General features: G+C 64.8%; 31 protein-coding genes and 2 pseudogenes. 29 read left to right on the top strand and 4 right to left on the bottom strand.

The window, feature by feature from the left end; all coding sequences use genetic code 11:
- Positions 1 to 5 precede the first annotated feature (5 nt).
- On the top strand, positions 6 to 446 hold the full coding sequence (locus ALSL_RS02940) for a single-stranded DNA-binding protein (protein ID WP_003098976.1): 441 nt from the start codon (positions 6 to 8) through the stop codon (positions 444 to 446).
- A 283-nt stretch (positions 447 to 729) separates the two neighbouring features.
- Positions 730 to 2,760 (top strand): DNA topoisomerase III, encoded by a 2,031-nt coding sequence (locus tag ALSL_RS02935; protein WP_003116834.1) that lies wholly within the window; start codon positions 730 to 732, stop codon positions 2,758 to 2,760.
- Between the two features lie 723 nt (positions 2,761 to 3,483).
- On the opposite strand, the gene ALSL_RS02930 is transcribed toward ALSL_RS02935, so the two are convergent.
- Positions 3,484 to 4,119 carry a cation efflux transmembrane domain-containing protein gene (locus ALSL_RS02930; RefSeq protein WP_003098972.1) on the bottom strand — a complete coding sequence of 212 codons (636 nt, stop codon included), beginning with the start codon at positions 4,117 to 4,119 and terminating at the stop codon, positions 3,484 to 3,486.
- Positions 4,120 to 4,530: 411 nt separating this feature from the next.
- On the opposite strand from ALSL_RS02930, the gene ALSL_RS13665 reads away from it, so the two are divergent.
- Entirely contained in the window at positions 4,531 to 4,740 is a 210-nt protein-coding gene (locus ALSL_RS13665) for a sterol desaturase family protein (RefSeq protein ID WP_014747696.1), read from the top strand.
- A 12-nt stretch (positions 4,741 to 4,752) separates the two neighbouring features.
- A complete protein-coding gene (locus tag ALSL_RS13925) occupies positions 4,753 to 5,127 on the top strand; it encodes a DUF3703 domain-containing protein (RefSeq protein WP_011516992.1) in 375 nt (124 codons plus the stop codon).
- 67 nt (positions 5,128 to 5,194) lie between these two features.
- Here the strand turns inward: ALSL_RS13925 and cadR are convergent, their stop codons facing one another.
- Positions 5,195 to 5,593: a Cd(II)/Pb(II)-responsive transcriptional regulator gene (cadR, locus tag ALSL_RS02920; protein WP_003098965.1), complete on the bottom strand. Its 399-nt coding sequence runs from the start codon at positions 5,591 to 5,593 to the stop codon at positions 5,195 to 5,197.
- Between the two features lie 91 nt (positions 5,594 to 5,684).
- Here cadR and ALSL_RS02915 point away from each other — a divergent pair, with 91 nt between their 5' ends.
- From ALSL_RS02915 to ALSL_RS02875, 9 genes are all read left to right on the top strand, one after another.
- Positions 5,685 to 8,597: a heavy metal translocating P-type ATPase gene (locus ALSL_RS02915; RefSeq protein WP_003098961.1), complete on the top strand. Its 2,913-nt coding sequence runs from the start codon at positions 5,685 to 5,687 to the stop codon at positions 8,595 to 8,597.
- 3 nt (positions 8,598 to 8,600) lie between these two features.
- Complete coding sequence (gene lspA / locus ALSL_RS02910) at positions 8,601 to 9,101, top strand: signal peptidase II (protein WP_003098955.1); 501 nt, start codon at positions 8,601 to 8,603, stop codon at positions 9,099 to 9,101.
- A gap of 336 nt (positions 9,102 to 9,437) precedes the next feature.
- Positions 9,438 to 9,749, top strand: coding sequence for a hypothetical protein (locus tag ALSL_RS13920; RefSeq protein WP_003108988.1), 312 nt, complete (start codon positions 9,438 to 9,440; stop codon positions 9,747 to 9,749).
- A gap of 337 nt (positions 9,750 to 10,086) precedes the next feature.
- Positions 10,087 to 10,299, top strand: a complete 213-nt coding sequence (locus ALSL_RS02900) for a hypothetical protein (RefSeq protein ID WP_003116833.1) — start codon at positions 10,087 to 10,089, stop codon at positions 10,297 to 10,299.
- A gap of 21 nt (positions 10,300 to 10,320) precedes the next feature.
- Positions 10,321 to 10,713: a hypothetical protein gene (locus tag ALSL_RS02895; protein ID WP_003116832.1), complete on the top strand. Its 393-nt coding sequence runs from the start codon at positions 10,321 to 10,323 to the stop codon at positions 10,711 to 10,713.
- A 182-nt stretch (positions 10,714 to 10,895) separates the two neighbouring features.
- Positions 10,896 to 11,582: a hypothetical protein gene (locus ALSL_RS02890; RefSeq protein ID WP_003116830.1), complete on the top strand. Its 687-nt coding sequence runs from the start codon at positions 10,896 to 10,898 to the stop codon at positions 11,580 to 11,582.
- Between the two features lie 83 nt (positions 11,583 to 11,665).
- A complete protein-coding gene (locus tag ALSL_RS02885; RefSeq protein ID WP_003116829.1) occupies positions 11,666 to 12,403 on the top strand; it encodes a DUF5983 family protein in 738 nt (245 codons plus the stop codon).
- Positions 12,404 to 12,500: 97 nt separating this feature from the next.
- Positions 12,501 to 12,779 carry a hypothetical protein gene (locus tag ALSL_RS02880; RefSeq protein ID WP_003116828.1) on the top strand — a complete coding sequence of 93 codons (279 nt, stop codon included), beginning with the start codon at positions 12,501 to 12,503 and terminating at the stop codon, positions 12,777 to 12,779.
- Between the two features lie 288 nt (positions 12,780 to 13,067).
- The gene (locus ALSL_RS02875; RefSeq protein WP_003098941.1) at positions 13,068 to 13,892 is read left to right on the top strand and encodes a hypothetical protein; all 825 of its coding nucleotides are present in this window, start codon (positions 13,068 to 13,070) and stop codon (positions 13,890 to 13,892) included.
- A 261-nt stretch (positions 13,893 to 14,153) separates the two neighbouring features.
- On the opposite strand, the gene merR is transcribed toward ALSL_RS02875, so the two are convergent.
- Positions 14,154 to 14,561, bottom strand: a complete 408-nt coding sequence (gene merR, locus ALSL_RS02865) for a mercury resistance transcriptional regulator MerR (protein ID WP_003098939.1) — start codon at positions 14,559 to 14,561, stop codon at positions 14,154 to 14,156.
- Positions 14,562 to 14,632: 71 nt separating this feature from the next.
- On the opposite strand from merR, the gene merT reads away from it, so the two are divergent.
- From merT to ALSL_RS02840, 6 genes and pseudogenes are all read left to right on the top strand, one after another.
- The gene (merT, locus tag ALSL_RS02860) at positions 14,633 to 14,983 is read left to right on the top strand and encodes a mercuric ion transporter MerT (RefSeq protein ID WP_003116827.1); all 351 of its coding nucleotides are present in this window, start codon (positions 14,633 to 14,635) and stop codon (positions 14,981 to 14,983) included.
- 12 nt (positions 14,984 to 14,995) lie between these two features.
- On the top strand, positions 14,996 to 15,283 hold the full coding sequence (gene merP / locus ALSL_RS02855) for a mercury resistance system periplasmic binding protein MerP (protein WP_003116826.1): 288 nt from the start codon (positions 14,996 to 14,998) through the stop codon (positions 15,281 to 15,283).
- A 10-nt stretch (positions 15,284 to 15,293) separates the two neighbouring features.
- Positions 15,294 to 16,982, top strand: coding sequence for a mercury(II) reductase (gene merA / locus ALSL_RS02850; RefSeq protein WP_003098932.1), 1,689 nt, complete (start codon positions 15,294 to 15,296; stop codon positions 16,980 to 16,982).
- 18 nt (positions 16,983 to 17,000) lie between these two features.
- Positions 17,001 to 17,516 carry a Tn3 family transposase gene (locus ALSL_RS13915; RefSeq protein ID WP_003098931.1) on the top strand — a complete coding sequence of 172 codons (516 nt, stop codon included), beginning with the start codon at positions 17,001 to 17,003 and terminating at the stop codon, positions 17,514 to 17,516.
- Positions 17,480 to 17,998 (top strand): annotated as a pseudogene (locus tag ALSL_RS13910) (Tn3 family transposase); the annotation flags it as partial. The gene ALSL_RS13915 and the pseudogene ALSL_RS13910, both read left to right, overlap by 37 nt.
- 45 nt (positions 17,999 to 18,043) lie before the next feature.
- Complete coding sequence (locus ALSL_RS02840) at positions 18,044 to 18,319, top strand: DUF3085 domain-containing protein (protein ID WP_126536288.1); 276 nt, start codon at positions 18,044 to 18,046, stop codon at positions 18,317 to 18,319.
- Positions 18,320 to 18,435: 116 nt separating this feature from the next.
- Here the strand turns inward: ALSL_RS02840 and ALSL_RS02835 are convergent, their stop codons facing one another.
- The gene (locus ALSL_RS02835) at positions 18,436 to 19,404 is read right to left on the bottom strand and encodes an IS5 family transposase (RefSeq protein WP_126536286.1); all 969 of its coding nucleotides are present in this window, start codon (positions 19,402 to 19,404) and stop codon (positions 18,436 to 18,438) included.
- A 229-nt stretch (positions 19,405 to 19,633) separates the two neighbouring features.
- On the opposite strand from ALSL_RS02835, the pseudogene ALSL_RS13905 reads away from it, so the two are divergent.
- From ALSL_RS13905 to ALSL_RS02785, 10 genes and pseudogenes are all read left to right on the top strand, one after another.
- Positions 19,634 to 20,084 (top strand): annotated as a pseudogene (locus tag ALSL_RS13905) (XF1762 family protein).
- A 310-nt stretch (positions 20,085 to 20,394) separates the two neighbouring features.
- The gene (locus ALSL_RS02825; RefSeq protein ID WP_003116825.1) at positions 20,395 to 21,300 is read left to right on the top strand and encodes a DUF3577 domain-containing protein; all 906 of its coding nucleotides are present in this window, start codon (positions 20,395 to 20,397) and stop codon (positions 21,298 to 21,300) included.
- Between the two features lie 145 nt (positions 21,301 to 21,445).
- Positions 21,446 to 22,273 carry a DUF932 domain-containing protein gene (locus tag ALSL_RS02820; protein ID WP_003116824.1) on the top strand — a complete coding sequence of 276 codons (828 nt, stop codon included), beginning with the start codon at positions 21,446 to 21,448 and terminating at the stop codon, positions 22,271 to 22,273.
- 94 nt (positions 22,274 to 22,367) lie between these two features.
- Complete coding sequence (locus ALSL_RS02815; protein WP_003116823.1) at positions 22,368 to 23,057, top strand: DUF3275 family protein; 690 nt, start codon at positions 22,368 to 22,370, stop codon at positions 23,055 to 23,057.
- 94 nt (positions 23,058 to 23,151) lie between these two features.
- A complete protein-coding gene (locus tag ALSL_RS02810; protein WP_003116822.1) occupies positions 23,152 to 23,493 on the top strand; it encodes a hypothetical protein in 342 nt (113 codons plus the stop codon).
- A 104-nt stretch (positions 23,494 to 23,597) separates the two neighbouring features.
- Positions 23,598 to 24,005, top strand: coding sequence for a hypothetical protein (locus tag ALSL_RS02805; RefSeq protein ID WP_003116821.1), 408 nt, complete (start codon positions 23,598 to 23,600; stop codon positions 24,003 to 24,005).
- A 16-nt stretch (positions 24,006 to 24,021) separates the two neighbouring features.
- Positions 24,022 to 24,282 carry a hypothetical protein gene (locus ALSL_RS02800; RefSeq protein ID WP_003090124.1) on the top strand — a complete coding sequence of 87 codons (261 nt, stop codon included), beginning with the start codon at positions 24,022 to 24,024 and terminating at the stop codon, positions 24,280 to 24,282.
- A 76-nt stretch (positions 24,283 to 24,358) separates the two neighbouring features.
- A complete protein-coding gene (locus ALSL_RS02795; protein WP_003116820.1) occupies positions 24,359 to 25,006 on the top strand; it encodes a hypothetical protein in 648 nt (215 codons plus the stop codon).
- Between the two features lie 64 nt (positions 25,007 to 25,070).
- Positions 25,071 to 26,180 (top strand): DUF6094 domain-containing protein, encoded by a 1,110-nt coding sequence (locus tag ALSL_RS02790; protein ID WP_003116819.1) that lies wholly within the window; start codon positions 25,071 to 25,073, stop codon positions 26,178 to 26,180.
- Between the two features lie 50 nt (positions 26,181 to 26,230).
- A complete protein-coding gene (locus ALSL_RS02785; protein WP_425479003.1) occupies positions 26,231 to 26,455 on the top strand; it encodes a hypothetical protein in 225 nt (74 codons plus the stop codon).
- The last annotated feature ends 6 nt before the right edge of the window (positions 26,456 to 26,461 follow it).

Raw genomic sequence — 26,461 nt, 5'->3', positions numbered from 1 at the left:
CCAACATGAGCACACAATTCATCGGCGAGGGCAACATCGGATCGCCTCCCGAGTACCGCGAATTCCCCAATGGCAACGACGATCCTCGCCGGTTGCTCCGGCTGAACGTGTACTTCGACAACCCCGTCCCCACCAAGGGCGGCGAGTTCGAGGACCGCGGCGGCTTCTGGGCGCCGGTGGAACTCTGGCACCACGACGCCGACCGCTGGCAGCAGCTCTACCAGAAGGGCATGCGGGTGCTGGTCGTCGGCCGCATGGAGCGCGACCCCTGGACGGACAACGAAGATCAGCCGCGTGAGACTTGGCAGGTCAACGCGCGCAGTGTCGGCATCCTGCCGTACCGCATCGAGTCTGTGGCCCTCAGCCCGAAGCCACAGGAGGCAGAGCCGAAGCCCCAGGCCACCCAGGAATCGACGGCGCCGAAAGAGACCAAGCGCAGGAAGTGATCGGGCATGGAGGGCGGCTGCCGCAGTGCTTCGCCGCCCTCCATGCGCTGCGAATTATCCCCAGGGGATAGCTCCACCAACGTCCACCGAGTTCCACGCGCGCTCCCGGAAATCGCGGCTCTCGGCCCGCACACTTCCGGCCACGCACCTTCCCCGCACTCGCCATTTCATCGGCGTGAAAGCGGTCGCTGCCGCATGCGGCTTGTTTGCTGCTGCCAGGGGCTGCGCTCGGCATCCTCGATCCCAGCAACTCCATGAACAACAGGAATCGGGATGGACGGATATGCGGCTGTTCTTGTGCGAGAAGCCCTCCCAGGGCAAAGACATTGGCCGGATTCTCGGCGCCACGCAGCGCGGTGAAGGCTGCCTCAACGGTTCCGGCGTCACGGTCACCTGGTGCATCGGCCATCTCGTGGAGGCGGCGCCGCCCGAGGCCTACGACGAGCAGCTCAAACGATGGTCCGTTGAGCAGTTGCCCATCATTCCCCAGCACTGGCGGGTCGAGGTCAAACCGAAGACCGCCACGCAATTCAAGGTCGTCAAGGCGCTCTTGGCGAAGGCGACTCACCTGGTTATCGCCACCGATGCCGACCGCGAGGGCGAATTGATCGCCCGCGAGATCGTGGAGCTTTGCGGCTACCGCGGCCCCATCGAACGCCTGTGGCTGTCGGCGCTCAACGATGCGTCCATTCGGGCGGCACTGGGCAAGCTGCGGCCTTCGGCCGAGACGCTTTCGATGTACCACTCGGCGCTGGCGCGCTCCCGTGCGGATTGGCTCGTGGGCATGAACCTGAGCCGGCTGTTCACGGTGCTGGGGCGACAGGCGGGTTACGACGGCGTGCTGTCGGTCGGCCGCGTACAGACCCCGACGCTCAAGCTCGTTGTGGACCGCGACCGCGAGATCGCGCGCTTCGTGTCCGTACCATACTGGGCCATCGCCGTGTCCCTGTTCGCAGGCGGTTCGACTTTCGCCGCGCAATGGGTTCCACCCGATGCGTGCACCGACGACGCAGGCCGCTGCCTGCGGCAGCCGGTCGCACAGCAGACCATGCAGCAGATCCGCGCTGCGGGCAGTGCCCACGTCGTGTCGGTGGAGACTGAGCGTGTCCGCGAAGGCCCGCCGCTGCCGTTCGACCTGGGCACCTTGCAGGAAGTGTGTTCCAAGCAGCTTGGGCTGGACGTGCAGGAAACCTTGGAGATTGCCCAAGCCCTGTACGAGACGCACAAGGCCACGACGTACCCCCGCTCGGACTCCGGCTACCTGCCCGAGAGCATGTTTGCCGAAGTGCCCACCGTTCTCGACAGCCTGCTCAAGACCGATCCCTCGCTGCGCTCGATCATGGGCCAGCTCGACCGCTCGCAGCGCTCGCGCGCCTGGAACGATGGCAAGGTCACGGCGCACCACGGCATCATCCCGACGCTCGAACCGGCGAAGCTCTCCGCCATGAGCGAGAAGGAACTGGCCGTGTACAGGCTCATCCGGTCGCATTACTTGGCGCAGTTCCTCCCTCACCACGAGTTCGACCGCACTGTGGCCAAGTTTTCGTGCGGGGGGCAGAACCTGGCGGCCACGGGCAAGCAGGTTGTCATCCCGGGTTGGCGCCAGGTGCTCGCCGAGCCGCAGGCCGAAGACGGTGATGGCGAGGGCGATACTGCGGTCCGCGCCCAGGTGCTGCCCGCGCTGCCGAAACTGTATGAGGGCCTGGCATGCCAGGTGGCCGACGTCGATCTCAAGGCACTCAAGACGCTGCCGCCCAAACCGTACACGCAAGGCGAGTTGGTCAAGTCCATGAAAGGCGTCGCCAAGCTGGTGTCCGATCCCCGCCTGAAGCAGAAGCTCAAGGATACGGTTGGCATCGGCACCGAAGCGACGCGGGCCAACATCATCGGCGGCCTGATCGCTCGCGGCTACCTCGTGAAGAAGGGGCGCGCCATCCGCGCCTCGGATGCGGCTTTCACTTTGATCGATGCCGTGCCTGCGGCGATTGCCGACCCTGGCACCACCGCCGTCTGGGAACAGGCGCTCGACATGATCGAGGCCGGACAGCTCACCCTGGACGTGTTCATCGGCAAGCAGGCCGCGTGGATTTCGCAGTTGATTGCGCAGTACGGCAGCGCCTCCCTGTCCATCAAGGTTCCCCAAGGGCCGGCATGCCCGCAGTGCGGCGCACCCACGCGCCAGCGCAGCGGCAAGAGCGGCCCGTTCTGGTCGTGCAGCCGCTACCCGGACTGCAAAGGCACGCTGCCAGTCGAATCCGGCAGCTCCAAGCGCGGCGCCTCGCGCCCGCGCCGTAGCGGCCGCAAAGGCTCCTGACCGCCCCCGTTCCCCGTGAGCCGTGCCCGCCTTCGGCGGCGTGGCCCCTGTCCCGCACTCCGCCGCATGCCCTGCGGGACGCCCAGCGCGCAACGCCTTCTTGATCCGTGTGCGCGTCCCGCCCAGCCGTCCCCGGCCGCGGGACCTGAAGGTAGCTTCTCTGCGAGCCGCACCACGCGCGTTCTGTTGATCTGCGTTTCTTCCGCCCTCTGCGAAGGGTCTCCCGGTGGCTTGCCAGGCTGCACGAGCCACCGGGAGACCCTTCGTGGTCAGCGGTAATCGGTGCCGGTGCCCGCCGGTGCAAAAACGGGCTCCCTTTGTGCGCGGATGTGCGCCAGACGATGCCGGCCCCAGCCACGACATGGGCCGGGTGTGATTGCTTGATGAGCAGACGGTTCTAGCGACGACCGGGCCTGCCAATCAGCCCACGGGTGGTTCCTCTTTTCTCCCGAGCCGAAGGCCGTTGGGCCTTCGGCGCCATTCTCCTGCCCATCAACGTCCCGGCCCGGCCATTGGCCTGGGCCACACGAACAGGAGAGACGACATGCACCCTCAACCTTGCGCACCGCTGCTGTACGGCAGACGGAGGTCGAGAACGGCATGCCCGCCTATCGCGCGGCCATCGCCAATGGTACGCTCGGCTGCAGCCGAGGCCGTAGCCCAAAGGCTGGACTACCTCTTTTGCAGAGGTAAACCTCGGGATGAACTGGGCGAAAACATGCCTTATGTGCCCGCCTTACGGCGAGCTGTTTCCGATGCTTCGCGCAGGATTTCCCGCCCCCCATTCGCTGCGATTGCGGCCACGATGACGCCCAGCACCAGATCCGGGATGTTCGACCCGAACCCCATCACCAGCACCCCGGACAGCACAATCGCACCATTGACGATGGAGTCGTTGCTGGTAAAGATCGCTGACGCCTTGAAGTTCACATCTTCCCCGCGATGGCGGCGCAGTAGTCTGAGGCACACTAGGTTCAAAGCCGCGTTCAGCGCGGCCATGGCCATCATGGCTGGGCCGACAGGCTCTTCCCCTCCAGCGAAGCGGCGTAGGACTTCCAACAGCAGCAGCGCGGCCAGGCCGATTAGCAAGAAACCCGACAAGCGGGCCGCGCCCACCTTGACCGTTGCCGCACGACCGACGGCATACAGGCTAACCGCATAGACCGACGCATCGGCGAGGTTGTCCAACCCGGCGCCCATCAGCGCCGTAGAGCCAGCCCAGATGCCAAGGGCAATGCCGGCGGCGGACTGCGTCAGGTTGATCAGCAACACAGTCAGAAGAATCTTTCGGTCCTTCGCATCGCTCGCATCTAGGCGGCCCAACTCGTCGTTTTCGTGATTTCTGTGGTTTTCAGCCATGCATTGTTCCTTCCAAATCGATGGATGCTGAAGCCTGTAGCGGCTGGAGAGTCAAGGCGCAGATGCAACGAACTTGCCACAGGGTCTTCCCGGACGCCCTTGACTCTACCGTAGCTAGAAGGTTTTCCAATCCAGTCAGAGCTTTAGGACAGAACAGATGAGCACCAATGCGCCCCCTTCATTGCGACTGTCATCCGGTATGGCTGCTATCCACTGATCCGTGGCGCCACTGCGGTTGTGCTCTTCGGCGAGCTCGCGACCGGCCGGCCGTCTTTTCCGACGGAGCTACTCACAGTGATCGTCGCGCTCGCTTGTGCCGCCTTGCTAGAGGGCGGGCGGCCTTTCCACTCCCCGTTGAGCCAGTAGCGGCGTTCCAAGCTGTGGTTGGCCGTCGGCGCATGGCTCGGCTTCTTGGTCGTGCATCTGGCCTTCCAGCACTCCAATCTGGGATACCGGGTCGGGCCGTTGGGATTGTTGATCGGGGTGGCTGAAGCCCATCGCTGGCATCACAAGCGTGAGCACGAAGACGCCCAAGTCAACTACGGCGATTTCTGGATGCCCGGGGGCCACTTGTTCAGCGCTTTCCGGTCGCAAAAGCACACGCTGGGCGCCAAAGAGTGACACTCAAGAAAGATGGACTTTCCAATGGACTACGGCCCGCAGCTTGTCTATCCCTTCCGGAGCCGGCCAGCAGCGGCAAACGCTTGCGCTGCTGGCTATACGATCTTGCCCACGTCGCATTCTTGCGCGAGTCGGGCCTTGCGGCTTCTTGCGAAGCGATCGCGAGTTGCGTGGCGTGCCCATGAGTCGGGCCGCGTCGTGGCGCACTGCTACCTTGGCCTGCACCTGCACCTGCGCAGCCACGCCGCGATGCTCGGTCTGGCCTGGAGAACCCGTAAGGTGGCGGAGATTGCGGCGCGCAGGTCGTCCGGCTCGCGCTGGCTCCTGTGGGCCACGCCCTCGGTCGCACGCCGTCTCAAAACGTCAGAATCGCGCGCTTTCGCATGATGGAGCGCGGCACGTGGCTCTCAGAACTGGACCCGATCACTTCCAGCACCGATGACACGCTCGAGCTTCAGGCGGGCTCGGCCAAGCTGTTGAGAATGCCGCACTCGCGCGAGGTTCGGGCGCTATCGCAGGAGCGTCGCAGATCCATTAACTCGCGCTCCAAGGCGCGCAATTCCTTCATCTTGGTCCGCACTTGCGCGATATGAGCGTCGACCAGCGCGTTCACCTCGCCGCAGCCCAACTCTGGCCGATCCCGTAAGTTCAGCAGTTGACGGATCTCATCCAGCGTCATGTCCTTCGCCCGGCAGCGGCGGATGAACAGCAAGCGCTGCAAATGGACTTCGTCATAGAGCCTGAAGTTGCCCTCGCTACGTGCAGGCTCGGGCAGCAAGCCTTCTGACTCGTAAAAGCGCACGGTCTGCACCAAGCAATCTGCCTTCTTGCCCAGTTCACCGATCCGCATCATGGTTGCTTCCTATAAAAAACTTGACTCTATATCTACTAGAGGTTTTCTAATGATGGCATCCGGGGAAAACCTTGTCAATGAAGAGCGATCTATGAACAAAGAACCTTCCAGCCCATGCGCCTGCTCCGGCGGCAATGGCCAACAGACGGCGTGCGCCAGTGAGCAGGCCAGCACTGAAACCACCGTTTTCCACGTGAGCAACATGGATTGCCGCAATGAGGAAGCACTGGTGCGGCGAACGCTGGAGGGCATGCCCGGTGTCGAGCGGCTCCTGTTCGATCTTCCGCAGCGTTTGTTGACCATTTCGCACCGCGAAGTCTCGGCCGATGCCTTGGAGCAAGCGCTGAATTCGGTGGGCATGAAGGCTCAGGCTGTCCGAGACGCCGCCGTGTCGACCACCTACCGCATCGAGAACATGGACTGCCCGAGCGAGGAGAAACTCATCCGCTCGCACCTCGGGGCAGTCGAGGGAATTCAGGACCTCGACTTCGACCTCGCTGAGCGCACCCTGTCGGTGAAACACCTCGCTCAGGCACGCGCGCAGATGGAGCAGGTCCTGGCCTCGATCGGCATGCGCGCCAAGGAGCAGACCTTCGGCCACACGGGGCCGATCGAAGCCGCGGCTGTGATCCCATCCTCGGCCCTGCAGCAGCAACCAACCGCTGCCGTTTCCGCGCCGCCGATCGGCGAGCGGGTGACGTACCGGATCGAGAACATGGATTGCCCGACGGAAGAAGCGCTGATCCGCGACCGGCTGGGCAAGCTGCCGGGTGTGACCGCGCTCGACTTCAATCTGATGCAGCGTGTGCTGGGAGTCCAGCACACGCTGGCGACCTCAGCGCCGATCGAGAAGGCGCTTGCTTCCATTGGAATGCAGGCTGCGCGGCAGGACATGCAGACAGCCACCACGGTACTTCGCATCGCGAAGATGGACTGTCCGACCGAGGAAAGTCTGATCCGCGGCAAGCTGCAAGGCATGCCGGGCGTGCAGGGAATGGATTTCAACCTGATGCAGCGCACGCTCACGGTTCGGCACACACCCGACGCGATCAAGCCGGCAGTCGAAGCCATCGAATCGCTGGGCATGGAAGCCGAGGTCCAGAGGACTGATGAGCCGCGCGATGCCCCGGTGGCCGCGCACAAGACCAATTGGTGGCCGATGGCGGTTTCGGGCGTTGCGGCGGTGGCCGCCGAAGGCGTGTACTGGGTCAACGACGGCAATCATTGGGCCGTGATCGTGCTGGCACTGGTTTCGATCTTCACCGGCGGCCTCAGCACCTACAAGAAGGGCTGGATCGCGCTGAAGAACCTCAACCTGAACATGAACGCCCTGATGGCCATCGCGGTCACCGGCGGCATGGCGATCGGCCACTGGCCGGAGGCCGCCATGGTCATGTTCCTGTTCGCGTTGGCGGAAGTGATCGAGGCGAAGTCGCTGGACCGCGCCCGCAACGCCATTCGGGGGCTGATGGACTTGGCGCCCGAGACCGCGACCGTGCGGCAGGCCGATGGCTCATGGACAGAGCTGCCGGCCAAGGAGGTCGCAAAGGGCGCGGTGGTCCGCGTGCGTCCTGGCGAGCGCATCGCACTGGACGGCCTGATCACCTCGGGTCGATCGGCCATCAACCAGGCGCCCATCACCGGCGAGAGCCTGCCCGTCGAGAAGGCCGAAGGTGACCAGGTCTTCGCCGGAACCATCAATGAGACCGGCTCTTTCGAATACAAGGTGACCGCAGGCGCCAGCGACTCGACGCTCGCGCGCATCATCCATGCCGTGGAGTCCGCGCAGGGCAGCCGTGCGCCCACGCAGCGCTTCGTCGACCAGTTCGCCCGCGTCTACACGCCGGCGGTGTTCGCGGTGTCCGTGCTGGTTGCCGTCGTGCCGCCGCTCGCCTTCGGCGGCGCATGGTTTGACTGGGTCTACAAGGCCCTGGTACTGCTGGTGATCGCCTGCCCCTGCGCTCTGGTCATCTCCACGCCGGTCACCATCGTCAGCGGCTTGGCCGCTGCCGCCCGACGCGGCATCCTGATCAAGGGTGGCGTCTACCTGGAGGGCGGGCGCAAGCTCAAGGCGTTGGCCCTGGACAAGACCGGCACACTCACACATGGCAAGCCCGAGCAGACCGACTTCGTGCCGCTGATCGGCGAGGCGCAGGAAGTTGCCGCCTGGGCCGCAAGCCTCGCGGCACGATCGGACCATCCTGTGTCTCAGGCCATCGCCCGCAAGGCGAACCGTGACGGCATCGCGCTGCACGAGGTCGACGACTTCGCGGCGCTGCCTGGCCGCGGCGTGCGCGGCCGCGTCGCCGGGCGCATGTTGCACATGGGCAACCACAGGCTCGCCCAGGAGCTGGGCCTGAGCGAAGCGACGCTCCAGGCTCGGCTGGAGACCCTGGAGCGCCAAGGCAAGACAGCGATCCTGCTGATGGACGATGCGACCGTGCTCGGCATTTTTGCAGTGGCCGACACCGTGAAGGAAACCAGCCGTGAGGCGGTGGCCGACCTGCAGGCGCTGGGTGTGCGCACGCTGATGCTGACGGGGGACAACCAGCACACGGCCGCGGCCATCGCTGCCCAGGTCGGAATCTCTGAAGCCCGTGGTGACCAACTGCCCGAAGACAAGCTCAAGACCATCGAAAGCCTGGTCGGCGGCGAGGGCCAGGTGGGCATGGTGGGCGACGGCATCAACGATTCGCCCGCGCTCGCCCGTGCCGACATCGGCTTCGCCATGGGCGCGGCCGGCACCGACACCGCGATCGAAACAGCCGACGTCGCCCTGATGGACGACGACCTGCGCAAGATCCCCGCCTTCATCCGGCTGTCGCGTAGCACTGCGGCGATCCTCACGCAGAACATCGTTCTGGCCCTTGGCATCAAGGCGGTGTTCCTTGCGTTGACGTTCACAGGGCATGCCACCATGTGGATGGCTGTGTTCGCTGACATGGGGGCAAGTCTTTTGGTTGTCGTCAATGGGCTGCGCCTCCTGAAGTTCAAGGCGGCATGAACAATGGATGAACCATCTCTTCGCAAGACGCAGTGGTACTCACTCGCGATCGTTATATTCGCCGGCGATCAGGCAGCTAAGAGCTACATTGACGCGACAACTCCCTTGGGTTGGTCGCACGAGGTGGCGTCATTCTTCAACCTAGTTCACGCTCTCAATCCCGGCGCGGCGTTCAGCTTCCTTGCTGGCGCGGGCGGCTGGCAGCGGTGGTTTTTTCTGGCGATCGCGTTCGCAATATCGGCATGGCTCGCATGGCTGCTCTCCCGGCCGCTGCGCAAAACGGAAGGCCTTTCGTACAGCCTCATTCTGGGCGGCGCATTGGGCAACGCGTTCGACCGCGCCACGCGCGGGCACGTTATCGACTACATCGACTTTCACCTGCACGGCTGGCACTGGCCCGCCTTCAACATCGCTGACATGGCCATCGTGGGCGGGGCGATCGCGCTGGTGGCCCAGTCGTTCATGAGCGTGGAGAACCCGGCCGCCACAAAGGAGTCCCAGTGACATTGGGACGATCCGGAAATTCGCAATGCACACGGTGCAGGACACCAATCTGAAGAGAACGGCCCCCAGCATGAGCGGCCGCGGCTTGGCCCTCATGCTAGCGCCCACCGCCGCTTTTGCTGCAACGCCCTGTTGCGATGGCGGCGATTGCTGCAACGACGTCGCAATGCCTTGCTGTGAATAAACAGCACGCAAGCCAGTTGACCTGGCAATTATGAAAGTCCATCACGGCGATGCTGGCCTTTTTCGTTCCAATGAGCCGTCACGGAGAGGTGATGATGAAGCTATGCCGGGATCCTGCAAGCTTTAGGACGGTCTTCTTTACCGCATAGCGATATGCTGATGTCACCCGTTCGCCTCGCCTGGCAAGTACAAGTAGTTCGTCGCGGTTTTCTGGCCGTGTCCGCCCGCTTCGCTGGCCCTTTTGCCCCAAACAAGCGCAATCATGCCTGCGTTACCACCAAAGTTCGCCCCCGCCAGTTGCTGTTCCTAAAGGGCATCAAGCTCAACGCCATCGCCGACCGGCCAGCGTATTTCGCATCGCTGCGTGCCCGTCGGGGCCAGCCCATCGTCATCCTCGCAGAGCTGGGACCGGACGAGGCATTCGCCCTGTGGAAGCAGCATGTACTGGGCGACAGGCCTCGCTGACCCAGTTTCGCCTCATCCTCCTGACAGCCCCGCACTTATTGCGGGGCTTTCTTTTTTCCGCGTTCGCCAATCGGGGCTGTTGCAAATGCCGATTTCCGGCTGACGCGGCTCGCCTCGCGCATGAAGCTGCCCGCATGTGTCGCTGATTCGTCAGCACCATGCCAGCAGCCAGAGTTTCCAGGCTGCCGCGGATTCTTTCCGCGCTACCCGCCAGTCCGCCATCGCATCGAGTCTGCGGACGCGCGTCACCCGTGACGCCGATGCTTTTTTCTCAACCGCGTGCGGGAGCTGCCATCCCGTGAGGGACGAGGCCCCGCTTTTTCCAAGGAGCCCGTCCATGTCCCAGCAAGCCTCTTTCGGCCAGTTGGCCTTGATCCATTGCGGCAAGTTCCTGCCGCTCGAAATCCTGCATAGCGCCGCCGGCCACTACATCGGCACGCGCGATACAGAAGGTCCCGTTTCGCGGGAATCCTGCCAGTACTTCCGCAGCTATGCCGCGGCTCAACGTGCCCTCGAAAGAGGCGGCTGGTCCCAGCTCGCCACACCCTGATCCAACTGGAGGAACCACGTCATGAACCAGCTTTTGCCCCAGGAAGTCGTCGATCAGATCATGCGGGAAGAGCAGCATTTCGCCGCCGCGCCCCAAGCCTTCTTCGAGGTCTGGAAGCGCGGCGTCGAGATCGCAGGCCCGCAATGGTTTGGCGACGGCACGCGCGAAGGCCTGAACCAGGCAAAGAGCAAGTGGGATCTGCGTCCCGACATGCTGCGTGCCAACGACGCACTCGGCGTCCTGAGCAGCGGGGAACGCATGTTCCTGTCCGCCATGTTCAGCTTCTACAACGCGCGCGAGGGCGGTGCCATGCTCAAGCGCTGCCACTTCCAAGGACTGTCGGACTTCGATGGTCTCGATCTGCAACGTCGCCAGGTGATCGCCGACCTGCTGCTGAACTACAGCGGTTGGTGAGCCGGTCCCTGGCACACCTTCATCACTGCGTTCACGGGACCCCATGAGGGACATGCGCCTCGTTCGAGGCCATGTCCCTCGCGTTTTCTCCCCGCCCAGCGCCATCCGGCATCAGGCGGTTTCCCCTGCGGATGCCATCGTCCGCAAGGGCTGGCTCCGTTCATTCATCGAAAGGAGCCTTCATGGCCAACAACTACTACGAAGCCACCGGCGTTCTCGTGCTCGACCGTGTGACGCCCGTCATCCAGGCGCTGTTCGGCGCCTTCGCGCTGGACGAGAGCCACCCCGGCAACGGGCAGGCCTACATCGCCCAGATCGCCGAGACCACCAATCCGCAATGGCCGGACGTGCTCGATGGCCTGGAAGACCTGGCCACGCAACTCGGTATTCCGATGCCGGACGACGAAGGGCTGTCGATCCCGCCGCTGCTCGAACTGCTCGCCGTGCACTTCCGTGCCGATGAGGACGAAGAGCTGGGGAACTTGATCGACCGTCATTCGTTCGAGGACACCGCCGATCTCGACGCATTGTTTCTGATCGCCACCCGGTTCGATGACGGGCACCACCTGACCGCCATCCAGTTCGAGGGCTGCTGGTACTGCAGCAAGCCGCGGCTGTTCGAGTTCGGCGGCAACGGCTGCTACCTGAGCCGCGAGGTCCGCTTCATCAGCTCCTCCTCCCAGGCCCTCCAGCTCGGCGACCAATTGCGCAAGACCATTGTGGCCGCCGACATCGAAGAGGCTTCGGCCCTGATCGCGCTGGAGACCATCAATCTGCTGGCGGGCGTCAGCGACGAGCCATTCCGCATGAATTTGCGCCGGCGCGTCGCCGAGCGATTGGCCCAAACGCCAACGATCAGCGTCACCTGACGCTGTTTCCTTTCTTTCCACCCACCGGGGTCAATTCCCGGTGGCGGGGATTTGCTCCATCATTATTCTGTTGGAGAAATCCCATGTCCCAGAATCCCAATCCCTTTCTACGCGGCTACTGGAATCTGAAAATCGTCCGCACGCTGTCCATCAGCTACGAGGACGGAAGCCCGCATGTTTGGCGAAACATCCACCCGAGCCAGCAGCACCTCTGCGACGCGGCGCTGGTTTCTTCTCCTTGCATCATCACCAGCGACTTCGCGGTGGTCAGGACTGGCACCGAACCTGTCGGCGCCGCACTGATCGCCGAATGCGACGCGGCTGAAGGGGGCAGCGGCGAAGGCATGGTGGGTGCCGTGGTGTACGCGATCCACGGCGACGACTTCGACGGCCGCCCCGTCCACATTGGCGACACCTATTCGGCCGAGGCCGCACGGGAAGTCGTGCAGCGGTTGAGCTTCGAGACCGGCTACTACAGCCGGTGCTGGGAAATCAGCAGCGCGCACATCAGCCGCGAAACCGGCCAGTACCTGGCCAACCTGGCTGACCTCGCGACGCCGGAGGCCTTTTTGTTCATCGCGTTCCGGATTCCCTACAGCCCGGCGATCGGCGTCAAGCTGATCTCCACGCCCTGGACGGACCAGCACCTGCAGGACGTCGAGGGGATCGCCGCCGAGCAGCTTCGGCAGGAGCACCGCAGCAAGGGCATGCCGGACGAGCTGGCACAGATCCTTGAACTGGCCGGCCAGGCCGACGTGCGCATCCTCATCCTCGATGCCGACGCACCCGTGTTGCCGGGCCTATCGCTGGCCGGCGAATAGCTGCCACACACATCCCCGGCCTTCCTTGTCCTCACCGCATGCCGGCCCGGTCTCCCGCCAGAGAGCCGGGCCGGCGCACTTTCACAGGAGCGATCCCATGTTCCCCGACCTCATCACACCCGCATCCGACTTCGAGCACCAACTCGGAGCCTGCGTCAACGCCATGAGCCAGGAAGATGCCATCGGCCAGATCCTGGTATTCGAGCGCATGAGCGGCACGCTGCACATGCGCCATATCGCCAGCGCCGACCTGGTGGACACCGACGTGGACGACTACGAAATGGTCGTCTTCGACGGTGGCAACACAAGCGGCGACACGTGGAAACACGTGTTCTTTCCGCGTCAGCGCGAGCACTACTTCGTGTACCAAGCCTGATTCCTCCAGCCCCTTTCGAGGGGCTTTTTCTTGCCCGCAGCACAGGAAAACGGTTGTGGTGCGGTGCCGTTTCCTGCGGGCAGGCAGACCGCCCCAGGGCCATGCTTGCCCCATGTTCGTCGGCGTTGCCGGCACATGCCCAGGCAGTCGAGACCTTCGAGGCTGCAAGCGCGGGAAACCGTGCTGGTCGTTTCTTCCTACGGACCTACCGCGTCCATCCACGCCACCCACAAGGGACCTCTCCCTTGCGGGCGGGGAATCCCTTGTTTTTCCTCAAGGAGTTTCCCCATGGATCGTTCCCTCATCAAATCCATGATGCCTTCGCTGGTCGCAGGCCATGTGCCCCGCAACGTGCGGTCGTTCAAGTACCGCGTGTTCGATGATCAGCCGCTGTCCTCAACGCTGGGCTTCGCCATCGACCCCCAACCCTTCGACGGCAAGGTGGTCGCCGCGACCGACGATGCCATCGTCGTCAAGCTCAAGCCTTCCGAGTTCGCGGTGCTCGATCCCAGCCTGGTGACCACGGTTCCTGCCGAAGGCGCCAAGGTGCATGTCCAACCCTATGCCCGTCGTCGCTTCGACGGACTGCGCGCGGACACGCCGGAGGTCATCACCGAGGAGACTTCGGACGGCACGCCGTACACCATCACGAGGCACATCCTCGGCTCGGCGCCGGCCAAGCTGCCCATTCCCACGCCGCAGTGCATGGAGTTGGGCCAGCTCATCGAGCAGTTGGAGGAGATGCCGGCCCCCGATCGCTTCCGGCGCATCACCCACATGCTGGTGGATGCCGGTGCCCGCGACTTCACCTGGGTCGATCCCACGCCCTCCAAGATCATCGAGACCCCGCCGGCGATCAGCTTCACGGTCTCGACCGCGAAGTTCGAGGGCCGGGTGACGATCCTCTACGACCGCGGCGGAGACACCTACGTGGTGGAACTGCACCGTCAGAACGGTGAATCGGTCGAACTGGTCGATCGGCACGACGAGGTGTATTTCGACATGCTCGGCGAAGTGCTGGAGAGGCTCATCGACGACGGGCGCTGGCGCCAGATCGACGTGAGCATCCTCGACGCGAAAGCGGCCCGCAAGCGCCAGGCCGTCCCGGCATGACGCCCCGCAGCGAAACCGGGCGGTCCTGCGGCTGACCCGAGGCATCCGCCACGGCGTTCCAGCCGTTCCGGCCGCGTGCACTACAGGCCCTTCATCCCATCGGATGGAGGCCTTTCTCATTCTTCCACACAGGAGATTTCATCCATGTCACTGCGATTCAAAGGCGCTGACCTGCGCCCCGTGCTGACCGAAGCCATCGCCAATCAGGGGTCGTCTCAGAAAACGGAAAAAAATCGTACGCTAAGAGCCGAAGTGGGCCCTTTAGCAGCAATGCAAAGCTGCGATCAACGGGCAGGAAACATTGCCATGGTGCGCGTTGCACTCTCTCACTAGCGTCGACAGGGCCTCTTCCATCCGCGTGAGGTCCGCCATGCGTGCGCGCACATCGGCCAGCCGGTGAGCAGCCAGTTCGGCCGCCTCGCTGCAATGGGTGCCGTCCTCCAGTTTCAGGAGCTGGCCGACTTCATCCAGGCTGAATCCCAGGCGCTGGGCTGACTTCACGAACTTCACCCGCGCCACGTCCGCCTGCCCGTAGCGGCGGATGCGACCGTAGGGCCGCTCCGGCTGGGGTAGCAAGCCCTTGAGCTGATAGAAGCGGATCGTCTCCACGTTGACCCGGGCTGCCTTGGCGAAGGCCCCGATGGTCAGATTCTCTTGAGCGTTCTCCATGGCGCTTGACTCCGTAGTTGACTACGGAAGTAACGTTACAGCATCAAGCGAAGTCCCGGAAGGAGAACCTTATGTCGGAACCCAAGAACGGCTGCGGCGCACTGGCGACCGGCGGCGTCGCGGCCGTCCTCGCCTCGGCCTGCTGCCTCGGCCCCCTTGTCCTGGTCGCGCTCGGCTTCTCTGGCGCGTGGATCGGCAACCTGACCGTGCTGGAGCCGTATCGGCCGATCTTCATCGGCGCAGCGCTCATCGCGCTGTTCTTCGCCTGGCGCAGCATCTTCCGACCAGCCCATGCCTGCAAGCCCGGCGACGTTTGCGCCGTGCCCCAAGTGCGGACTGCCTACAAGGTGATCTTCTGGATCGTGGCCGCCCTGGTTCTGGTTGCCCTCGCGTTTCCCTACGTCCTGCCGCTGTTCTACTGAAAGGAGATCACCATGAAGAAACTCACCACCCTCACCACCCTCATCGCCCTGGCCGCCGCTCTAAGCGCGCCCGCCTGGGCTGCCACCAAGACCGTCACCCTGTCGGTGCCCGGCATGACCTGCGCCGCGTGCCCGATCACGGTCAAGACGGCTCTGTCCAAGGTCGCCGGCGTCGAGAAGGCCGAAGTCAGCTTCGAGAAGCGGGAGGCCGTCGTCACCTTCGACGAGGCCAAGACCAATGCCGACGCCTTGACCAAGGCCACCGCAAACGCGGGTTACCCGTCCAGCGTCAAGCAGTGAGGGCGTAATCATGGCCGAGGCGATCACCCTCCACATCGAAGGCATGACCTGCACGTCGTGCGCCGAGCACGTCCAGCAGGCTTTGACGAACGTGCCCGGCGTGCGCGCGGCCTCGGTGTCCTATCCGCAGCGGCAGGCCGAAATCGAGGCGGATGCAGGCGTGAGCGTGGCCCCGCTGGTTGCCGCAGTGGCCACGCTCGGCTATCGCGCACGGCTTACCGACACGCCGAACAAGCCTGCCGGCCTGCTAGACAAGGCGCTGGGCTGGCTCGGTGGCGAAACGAAGCATGTTGGCGGTGAACAAGCGCTGCACGTGGCTGTGATAGGCAGCGGCGGCGCGGCGATGGCGGCTGCCTTGAAGGCCGTGGAGCAAGGCGCCCGCGTCACGCTGATCGAGCGCGGCACCATCGGCGGCACCTGCGTCAATGTCGGCTGCGTGCCGTCCAAGATCATGATCCGCGCCGCGCACATCGTCCACCTGCGCCGCGAAAGCCCGTTCGATGCTGGCCTGCCGGCCGCAGCGCCCGCTGTACTGCGCGAGCGGCTGCTGGCCCAGCAACAAGGCCGCGTCGAGGAGCTGCGCCATGCCAAGTACGAAGGCATCCTGGCAAGCACTCCGGCCATCACCGTGCTGCGCGGCGAGGCCCGGTTCAGGGACACGCGCACGCTGACCGTGGCGACCGCTGACGGCGGCACGCACGAGGTGAACTTCGACCGCTGCCTGATTGCCACCGGCGCGAGCCCGGCGCTTCCGCCAATCCCGGGCCTTGCGGACACACCCCACTGGACCTCCACCGAGGCGCTGGAAAGCAGCTCGCTCCCCGAGCGGCTGGCCGTGATTGGTTCCTCCGTGGTGGCGGTCGAGTTGGCGCAAGCCTTCGCCCGGCTGGGCAGCCAGGTCACGATCCTGGCGCGCAGCACGCTGTTCTTCCGAGAAGACCCGGCCATCGGGGAAGCCGTAACAGACGCCTTCCGCGCCGAGGGCATCGAGGTGCTGGACCACACCCAGGCGAGCCACGTTGCCTATGCGGGCGGGGAATTCGTGCTCACCACCGGGCAGGGGGAAGTGCGCGCCGACAAGCTGCTGGTCGCCACCGGTCGCGCGCCGAACACGCGCAGCCTGAACCTTGAAGCGGCAGGCGTCGAAGTCAATGCGCAGGGAGCCATCGTCATCGACCGCGCCATGCGCACGAGCGCACCGCACATCTTTGCTGCCGGCGACTGCACCGACCAGCCGCAGTTCGTCTATGTGGCGGCGGCGGCCGGCACGCGCGCCGCGATCAACATGACCGGCGGCGACGCGGCGCTGGACCTGACGGCGATGCCGGCGGTGGTGTTCACCGATCCGCAGGTGGCGACCGTGGGCTACAGCGAGGCGGAAGCGCACCACGACGGCATCGAGACCGACAGCCGGCTGCTGACGCTCGACAACGTGCCGAGGGCGCTCGCCAACTTCGACACGCGCGGCTTCATCAAGCTGGTGGCGGAAGCTGGCTCAGGGCGGCTGATCGGCGTACAGGCGGTCGCGCCGGAAGCGGGCGAACTGATCCAGACGGCCGCGCTGGCGATCCGCCACCGGATGACCGTGCAGGAGCTGGCCGACCAGTTGTTCCCCTACCTGACCATGGTCGAGGGACTGAAGCTCGCGGCGCAGACCTTCAACAAGGACGTGAAGCAACTGTCCTGTTGCGCCGGATGAGGAAAAGGGAGGTGTTCGATGAACGCCTACAGCCGCGCCAACCGCCGCATCTACGCGGCCTTGTCCGATCCCCTGTCGGCCACCCACCGGCACCGCCTCGACGATCTGCTCAAGCGCCACGACAACGGCAAGACGACCTGGCTGGCCTGGCTGCGCCAGTCGCCCGTCAAGCCGAACTCGCGCCACATACTCGAACACATCGAGCGCCTCAAAGCCTGGCAGGCGCTCGACCTGCCTTCCGGCATCGAGCGGTCGGTGCACCAGAACCGCCTGCTCAAGATCGCCCGCGAAGGCGGCCAGATGACGCCCGCCGATCTGGCCAAGTTCGAGGCACAGCGCCGCTACGCGACCCTGGTGCGCTCGCCATCGAGGGCATGGCCACCGTCACCGACGAAATCATCGACCTGCACGACCGCATCCTGGGCAAGCTGTTCAACGCTGCCAAGCACAAGCATCAGCAGCAGTTCCAGGCGTCCGGCAAGGCGATCAACGCCAAGGTGCGGCTGGCCACCTCGATCAAGCAGGGCACGGTGACGGCCTCGCTGATGCTCAGGAAACTCGGCAGCTACCCGCGCCAGAACGGCCTGGCCGTGGCGCTGCGCGAGCTGGGCCGCATCGAGCGAACGCTGTTCATCCTGGACTGGCTGCAAAGCGTCGAGCTGCGCCGCCGCGTGCATGCCGGACTGAACAAGGGCGAAGCCCGCAACGCGCTAGCCCGCGCCGTGTTCTTCAACCGGCTGGGCGAAATCCGCGACCGCAGTTTCGAGCAGCAGCGCTACCGGGCCAGCGGCCTCAACCTGGTGACGGCGGCCATAGTGTTGTGGAACACGGTCTATCTGGAACGGGCCTCAAACGCCTTACGCGGTCACGGCCAGACTGTCGATGACGCCCTGTTGCAGTACCTGTCGCCGCTGGGCTGGGAGCACATCAACCTGACCGGCGATTACCTCTGGCGCAGCAGCGCCAAGATCGGCGCGGGCAAGTTCAGGCCGCTACGACCGCTGCAACCGGCTTAGCGTACGATTTTTTCCGTTTTCTGAGACGTCCCCAATCAGTGCCGCATTGTCCTGGTCAAGGATCAGGGCGTGTACTTCCTCGCCGAGCGTGGGGAGCGTCGCCCGGATGGGCGCCAGGCACTGCTCGCCTACGCCGTCGGATGCAACCCGGACACCGACCCGTTCGATGACTGGTGGCACCTCGCCGGCCGCGAGCTGGGCGGCGATGACTTCGCGGAGTATTTCGACCCGAAGGACGGCCTGTTCACGCGCCTCCAGCACTCGGCGGACGATCTCGTGCTTTCCGCCACCGCCACGCACCTGTCCTTAGGGAAGGTCTGAACAATCCGCCAAACCCACGTTATTTCCGAGCCTCGAAGGCCGAAATCCCGTCAATCCGCTCGGAATTCCACCTTTTGCCATGCCGCCAGACGGCTTTCCCCGTCCAGCGGACGCACTTATCCCGCCGCCGGCATCAAGCGCCGGCGCGACATCCACAGGTTCGACAGCGCGAACAGCGTCAGCACCTGTGCCGCGTTCTTCGCGATGCCGCGATAGCGCACCTTCGTATAGCCGAACTGCCGCTTGATCACACGGAACGGATGCTCGACCTTGGCACGGACGCTCGCCTTCAAGCGCTCCAACGCCCTCGCTTCCCGCTGATCGCGCTTGCGCTTCATCGCCTTGATCACCGAAGGCTTCTTCGCGATCAGGAACACCGCATCCACGTCCTGCATCTCCTCGCGCTTCTCGGCACCGATGTAGCCACTGTCGCCGAACACCACGTCCTCCTTGCCGTGCAGCAGCTTGTGCGCCTGCGTCACGTCCGCCACGTTCGCCGCCGTGCATTCCACGTGGTGCACCAGCCCGGAGGCATCGTCCACCCCGATGTGCGCCTTCATCCCGAAGAACCACTGGTTGCCCTTCTTCGTCTGATGCATCGCAGGATCCCGCTCGCCCTCCCGGTTCTTCGTCGAACTCGGTGCATTGATAATCGTCGCGTCCACGATGGTGCCCGAGCGAAGGCTCAGGCCCTTGCGCTGAAGATGCGCATTGACCTGCTTGAAGATCTTTTCGGCCAGACCGTGCGTCTCCAGCAAGCGCCGGAAGTTCAAGATCGTCGTCTCGTCCGGGATGTCGCCCATGCCACCAATCCGGGCAAAGCGGCGCATCACCGGCGTATCGACCAGCGCCTCTTCCATCGCCGGGTCACTCAAGGCATACCACTGCTGCAGGAAGTGGATCCGAAGCATCGTCGCCAAGGGGTAAGGCTGCCGGCCGGGCCGGCCCAGCTTCGGATAATGCGGCTCGATCAGCGCCAGCAGCGCCTTCCACGGCACGACCTGATCCATCTCGGCAAGGAACACCTCGCGCCGTGTGCGCTTGCGACCGACCAGATCCTCGGCATCACCAAACGAAAGCTGCATCGAACTCGCCCCTTGAAGCAATGGCCGATTGTGGCCGAAAGTGACGGAGTTGTTCAGACCTTCCTTAGCAGTGGTGCCTCCCGCCTGACGCGGCAACCGCCTCGCAGCCCCCGCATCGGGGGCCTTCTTTTGTTCGCACCGCCGCCATCGCCGCGCGTGCGCGTTTGTCTCCAGCCGCCGAGGCACGCCCCGCCGGCCACAACGCCGGCATGCCACCGGAGACAACCGCATGAACACGCCATCGACCTCGCCGAGGCTGCACCTCCTACCGGTGTCGCTGCGCACGGCCAATGCATTCGTTCTGTCGCACCATCGCCACCACCGCCCGGTCCAGGGCGCGAAGTTCGCCCTGGCCGTCACGCTGAGCGACAGCGACCTGATCCACGGCGTGGCCATTGTCGGCCGCCCGGTCGCGCGGCACCTGGACGCTGGAAGTCACGCGGCTGTGCACCGACGGCACACCCAGCGCCTGCAGCAAGCTCTACGGCGCGGCCTGGCAGGCGGCAAGGGCGCTGGGCTACATACGCCTGCTCACCTACACCATGCCCGACGAAGGTGGCGCCAGCCTGCGCGCCGCCGGCTGGCGGCTGATCGGCGCGCGCGGTGGCGGCGCCTGGAGCCGTCCCGGCCGTCCGCGCGCCGATACCCCCGAGCACCTGCGCGGCGCCAAGTGCCTGTGACAGGCGCCGGGTGGCGCGGACAAAGGGAAGCGCCCGGGTGCCGATTGATTGCTGCCGCGCGCGCGAGGCCCCGCCATGCTGGCCCCATGCCTGCTGACGTCGTCAGCGACATGCCAGGCAACCATCGGTCTTCGAGGTTGCGGCGCAGTTCCCACTGCGTGACCGAGCCAGCTCGCACCGCATCCTTCCGCGAGCGGCCACCAGCCTCTGGTGGCGGATGCTTTCGCCTTATCAACCCACCGCGGGGTCACGCACCTTCCCCGCATGCGTGGGCCGGTGTGTCTCCGCTTCATCCCAATGGAGATTCACCATGAACACCACGTCCAACGAGAAATCGTATTTCGACCTCCACACCTCGGGCATCGGCTACATCCAGCGTGTCCGTGAAGTGCCCGTCCGGGGCGGCCGCCGTGCGCAGCCTTTCCTGGCATGCACCATCGCCGCGCTGGTCGGCCCCGCCCGGGACCCCAGCTACCGCTACTTCGACGTCAAGGTCTCGGGTGCCGAGGCCAAGAAGCTCGTTCAGCGCTACATCGGCGTTGACGATCCCAAGCAGCGCCCGCTGGTGCGCTTTCGCCTCGGTGACCTGTGGGGCGATGTGTACATCCGCGACAAGGGTGAGCAGAAGGGTCAGGCCGCCGCGTCCCTCAAGGCGCGACTGCTCAAGGCCGAACTGATCGACCGGGCCGAACTGGCTTCGATCGAGCAGCACGAGTTGATCACCCGCGGCATCGGCTATCTCAATCGTGTGAAGGACGTCACCCCAAAAGCTGGCGACTCGTTCCTCTCTTGCACCGTCGCGGCACTGGCCGGGCCTGTCGATGAACCGGAGTATCGGTACTTCGACACCATCGTCGCCACCCCGGAAGCCGAGCACCTGGTTCGCCGGTGCGTTCAGGCCGTCGAGGGTGACCGCAAGGTGCTGATCGCCTTCCGTCTGAACGACATGAAGATCGATCCGTACATCCGCACCAAGGGTGAGCACGCCGGGGAACCGGCCGCCAGCCTGGAATCGACGCTGGTCCACATCGGTCTCATCAAGATCGACGGCACCCAGGTCTATCCGACGAGCCAGGCGCAAGCCGAGGCGCCGCCGGCCGAAGACGCATCCGCGTCCGAAGCCGACGATGCCATCGACACGGCCACCGAGCCCGCCGAGCGCGAGCCCGAGGCGCAAGTCCAGGAGCAGGAGCCGGCATTGGCTGCTTCGTTCTGATCCGGCACGGCCTCTCACGGGGCCTTGTCGCTTTTCCTCCCCACGTACGCCGCGTCCCCAGGACGCGTGCTTGCGCATTTCATCCCCCGAGTTCCGCGTGGTCTCACGGCCACGCGGTTGTCGAATTTCTCAAAGGAGATCAGCCATGTCTCTGGTATCCCGCTTTGCTCCGCAATCCCCGATCCTGCGCTCTGATCGCCCACTCTCGGACGACCGCATTCGTGCCGTCGTTCCGTCGATCTTCGCCGACGCTCCACATGGGAGCCGGTCCGATCGGTATGCCTACATACCGACCTCGACCGTGCTGACCAAGCTGCGCCAGGAGGGCTTCGAGCCCTTCATGGTGTGTCAGACGCGCGTGCGCAACGAAGACCGGCGCGAGTACACGAAGCACCTCATCCGACTTCGCCATGCAAGCCAGATCAACGGCGACGAGGCGAACGAGATCATCCTGCTCAACAGCCATGACGGCACGAGCAGCTATCAGATGCTCGCCGGCATGTTCCGGTTCGTCTGCCACAACGGCCTGGTTTGCGGTGACACCACCGCAGACATCCGCGTTCCCCACAAGGGCGACGTGGCCAGCCAGGTGATCGAAGGTGCCTACGGAGTCCTCGAAGGTTTCGAGCGCGTGCATAACGCGCGCGATGCGATGCGCACCATCACCCTCGATGAGGGCGAAGCGGAGGTCTTTGCGAACTCTGCGCTCGCACTCAAGTACGACGATCCGGCCAAGTCCACGCCTGTCACCGAGAGCCAACTGCTGGCCCCTCGGCGATGGGACGACCGCAAGAACGACCTGTGGGCCGTCTTCAACCGCGTCCAGGAGAACCTAGTCAAAGGGGGCCTGAACGGACGCACGGCCAACGGCCGCAATCAGCGCACCCGTCCGGTGCAAGGCATCGACCAGAACCTGCGCCTGAACCGGGCGTTGTGGCTGCTGGCCGAAGGCATGCGCCAGCTCAAGGCGTGATGCCACGCGGACCTCGCCCACCTCGGGCGAGGCCATTTCCTCTCATCCACCGGGTGCCGTCGGCGGCCCGTCATTCATCATCAGGAGAACCATCATGGCAACCCCATCGGCTTCCGAGAAATCTGTTGCGCCCATCGTCGTCCCCGGCCAGCTCACGCTGCGTACCATCCGCGGCAAGAACGGCCCGTTCACGGTTGGCCGCCTCGCGACGCACCTCGGTACTTTCGAGGTCAAAGACCCGGAGCTGGAGCAGTACCCCGAAGGCAAGTACGACGGGGAATTCATCATCAGGTACATCTTCCCGAAGTCCTATCCGGTCGGCGGCGGCATGCGGTTCGAGATCCGTGCCAGCCTCGACGGCATGACGCTCAACGGCATCGACAAACTCAGCCGCGACGAAGCCCGCAGCTTCGCCACCCAGGACGTCGATCCGCTCGATGAAGAGCAAGGGGCGCAGCCTGCGGCAACGCCGGCCAAGCCCACCAAAGCGTCCAGGCCCGCCAAGCCCGCACCCGTGCAGGCGTCCGCGGACCCGCTGGTCGATACCACGCCCTTCGGCGTGGATGCGCCACCGCCTGCTACGGCCGCTGCCCCCGGCAGCACCGAAGACGGTGACGCCGCGCTCTTCGGCCTGCTGTGGCCGCTGGGCGAGTCCGTGAAACTGGATTCGACCATCGACCGCCGCACCCTGCGCGCGCAGATCGCCCGCCTGGGCGAGCTGGGCTACGCGCTGGACTTCAAGACGCAGGAGTGGAGCCGCCAGGCCGAACCAAAACCTGCGTGATCGCAGACGCCGCATGCGCGGTGTTCTTCATCCACCCGCCGGGGTTCCTTTCCCATGCGGGGGAGGCCCTGGCCATTTTCTGGAGGTCTCCATCATGTCCACCATCGCTTGCGATACCCCGCGTTCAACGCTGGATGAACCCGCGTGGCGGGACCTTTGCAAAGCGGCCGCCGCACACGCCCAGCGCGGTTGCGGCTTGTCCTACGACCACTACGTGACGCTCTTCAGTTCGGCGATCGACGCACAGGCCAATCGTTTGCCGGATGAGCAACGTGCTCAGGCTCTCGAAATCGCGGCCCAGGAATGGGACTACGCAACACCTGCCGAACGGCAGGAAACCCAGGACTGGAATGCGGAGCATGGCTATTGCTCGCACGGGATCGAGTTCGGCTACTGCCCGGCCGGTTGTGATCGAGACGATGACGACTGGGATTGAGGGCGACGCATAGGTTCCTTCGCCGCAGATGCGGCATTCCATCACCCGCTGGGGGTTCTTCCCCACGGGGAGGCCTTCAGCTCAACTTTTCGAGGAGGCCTCTCATGGGCTGGTATTTCTCAAACCAATCGCGGTCCGAACTGATCGCGGAACTGATCGCACCGCAAGAGACCGAGCGCGCCAGCGTCAAGGTCATCGCTCACACCCTGCGCGGCAACGTGCTGTGGTCCGTCGCCGAAGTGACCGCCAAGGTCGAAGGCGTGCATCGTGATCTCGCACCGGGCCAGTCCCTGCGCTACATCCGCTGCGATCTGCTTGAACGAAGCGGCGGCCAGTGGGGCTACAAGTCCTTGGACGAGTCCATGCACCCGTACTACTACACGTGCCCGCTGTCCTATCTGGACCTCGCACCGGAGCAGTCCGCCGACTGGCGTGCAGGCGTTCGCGCCTACCACGCCCGGCGGCGCACACCCACGGCATCCGCGGCATCCGCCGCGGCGTCGATGGCCTGAGCCAGGAGGAACCGACATGGACCCGATCCTGGCAACGCTTCCGCCCTCGTTGCTGGCACTCGTTGAAGGGAGTTTGTCCAACGACGAAGTGTCCTCCGACGAGGAAATGCTGGCGTACTTCATCGACAACGGCCTCACCGAGGACCAGGCACGGCAGGCACTGACCTACCGCGACCAGTACCTCAACAACATCTACCTGGAAGGCTTCACGCCGATCACTTCGGCGGACGAGCCGCTTCACTTCAACCCGCACACCCGGCAGTTCGAGCCGGACTGAGCGGTTTTCTTCCACCCCCTGGGGCAGTACTTGCCCCAGCGGGCGGTGCTGTTCCCGTTCATCCGAGGACACCACCATGCCCGCAAACACTTCTTCCACGCTGTACCGCATCGACGAATGCCCGGACGTGATGGCCGACGCCTGCGTCGGCGATGACCAGGGCAACCTGATCTTCCTGTCCATCTGGGCGCGGGACACCGCCGTCCAGCAGTTCCTCGCTCGCCTGACCCTCGGGCGCGACGAGCAGGGACTGGACCAGTTCCACGTCATCACCGACCAGGGCGGCAGCGTCCCGGTATTCATCGGCAACGTCGATCGCCTGGAAAAGCGCATCACGCGCGCGTACCGGCGGACGCTGTTCGGCTCGCTGTCCAACGTGTGGCTGTTCGACCGGCGCTGCGTCAAGCCCGACAAGGCCAACGCCAGCGCATTGGCACTGCTGCCACGCGACAGCGCCCACAGGCTTGACCGCCTGTGGATGCTGGTGCGGGACACCTGCCCGTTGCCGCTGCTCGATCACTGGCGCGAGACCGTGCTGGAACTGCTGCAAACCCGCGAGATGCTGGCCCGCCTTCCGTTCGCCCTCGGGCCGCTGGAAGGCCATCGGCTCGCCATCGACGTGCCGGCGCTGACCCTGGCGCTCGGCTCCCTGATCCGCAGCGACGCGCTCACCGCCTATCCGTATCCGGCCAAGATTTGGACGCCGGAAGCGGTAGCGGCTTGACCCACCCTCGGAGGCACGCCTTGGCGTACTTCCGTGTTTCATCCCCGCCAACCAGGAGACTTCCATGGCCCTCATGTTCCCGCGGCTCGCCCGCAATTTCGTCAAGAACGGATATTTCCCGACCGACGAACCCACGCTCGAAAGAGCGCTCAACGCACTGATGCCCAGCGACGGGCCGATGTGCATCCTCGATCCCTGCGCCGGCGAAGGCGTGGCGATCGCCGAAGCCGCCCATGCCCTCGGGCGCGAGCAGGCAAAGGCGTTCGCCGTCGAGTTCGACGCGGAGCGGGCGCGCCATGCCCGCGGCCTGGTCGATCACTGCCTGCACGCGGACCTGATGGACACGATGGTCTCCAAGCAGTCCTTCGGGCTGCTCTGGCTCAACCCGCCGTATGGGGACCTGTCCAAGGACGTCAACGGCAACATCGGCTATCAGGGCCAGGGCCGTGCCCGCCTTGAAAAGCTGTTCTACCAGCGCACGCTCTCGCTGCTGCAATACGGCGGCGTGCTGGTTTTCATCGTCCCCGGCTACGTGCTCGACGCGGAGTTGGTCGGCTGGCTGACGCGCCACTACACGGACCTGCGCATCTACCGAGCGGTGGAGACGCAGTTCAAGCAGGTGGTGATCTTCGGACGCCGGGTGCGCCAGCGCGAGCAGGTGCCCGATGGCGTCAAGGCCGTGCGCAATCTGCTGTTGCAGGTAGGGCAAGGCGAAGTCGAAGCCGAGGAACTGCCGAGCGAGTGGCCGTTCCTGCCGTACATCGTCCCCGCCAGCCCGGCCGAGCCAGAGCATTTCTTCCGCGTGACGATGGAGCCCGAGCAGTTCGCCGATGAGGTTGGCAGGCTGCAAGGCTTGTGGCCATCGCAGGACACGCACCTGGGGGCTGCGCAGCAATCGCTGCGTCCACCGGCGCGGGCCTTGTCCCGCTGGCATCTCGCCCTGGCTCTGGCCGCGGGTGCGATCTCGGGGGTTGTGCGCTCCAAGACCGGGCGCGTGCTCGTCGTCAAAGGTGACACCCACAAGGACAAGACGCTCCAGCGGGAGTTCACCGAACGCGAAGACGGCTCCATCGCCGAGACCCGCATCCTCACCGACAAGTTCGTTCCCGTCATCCGCGCGTGGGACATGACACCTGGCTCCGCGACACGGGGCGAGGTGTTGACCATTCGCTGATCCACCGGACGCGCTGCCGTCCTGCTGTACCAACTCGAAGGAGAAACACCATGATCCCCAATCCGTTCAAGCGGCCTGCGCCGCACAAGCAACCGTTGTTCGCACCGAGTACGTTGAAGTTGAGCGAGAAGGTGCATTGGCTGGCCCGGCGAGGCCTGATCGACCCCTTGGCCTATGTCCAGCGCCATGTGCGCGGGGACTGGGGCGAGATCGATGAGGCCACACGCCAAGCCAACGACGTGGCGATCCAACAGGACAACCTAAGGAAGGTCTGAACAATC

Source organism: Aerosticca soli (genome assembly GCF_003967035.1).
GTDB lineage: Bacteria > Pseudomonadota > Gammaproteobacteria > Xanthomonadales > Rhodanobacteraceae > Aerosticca > Aerosticca soli.
Note: the sequence above shows the minus strand (reverse complement) of the source record. Positions and strands in the feature narration are given on the sequence as shown.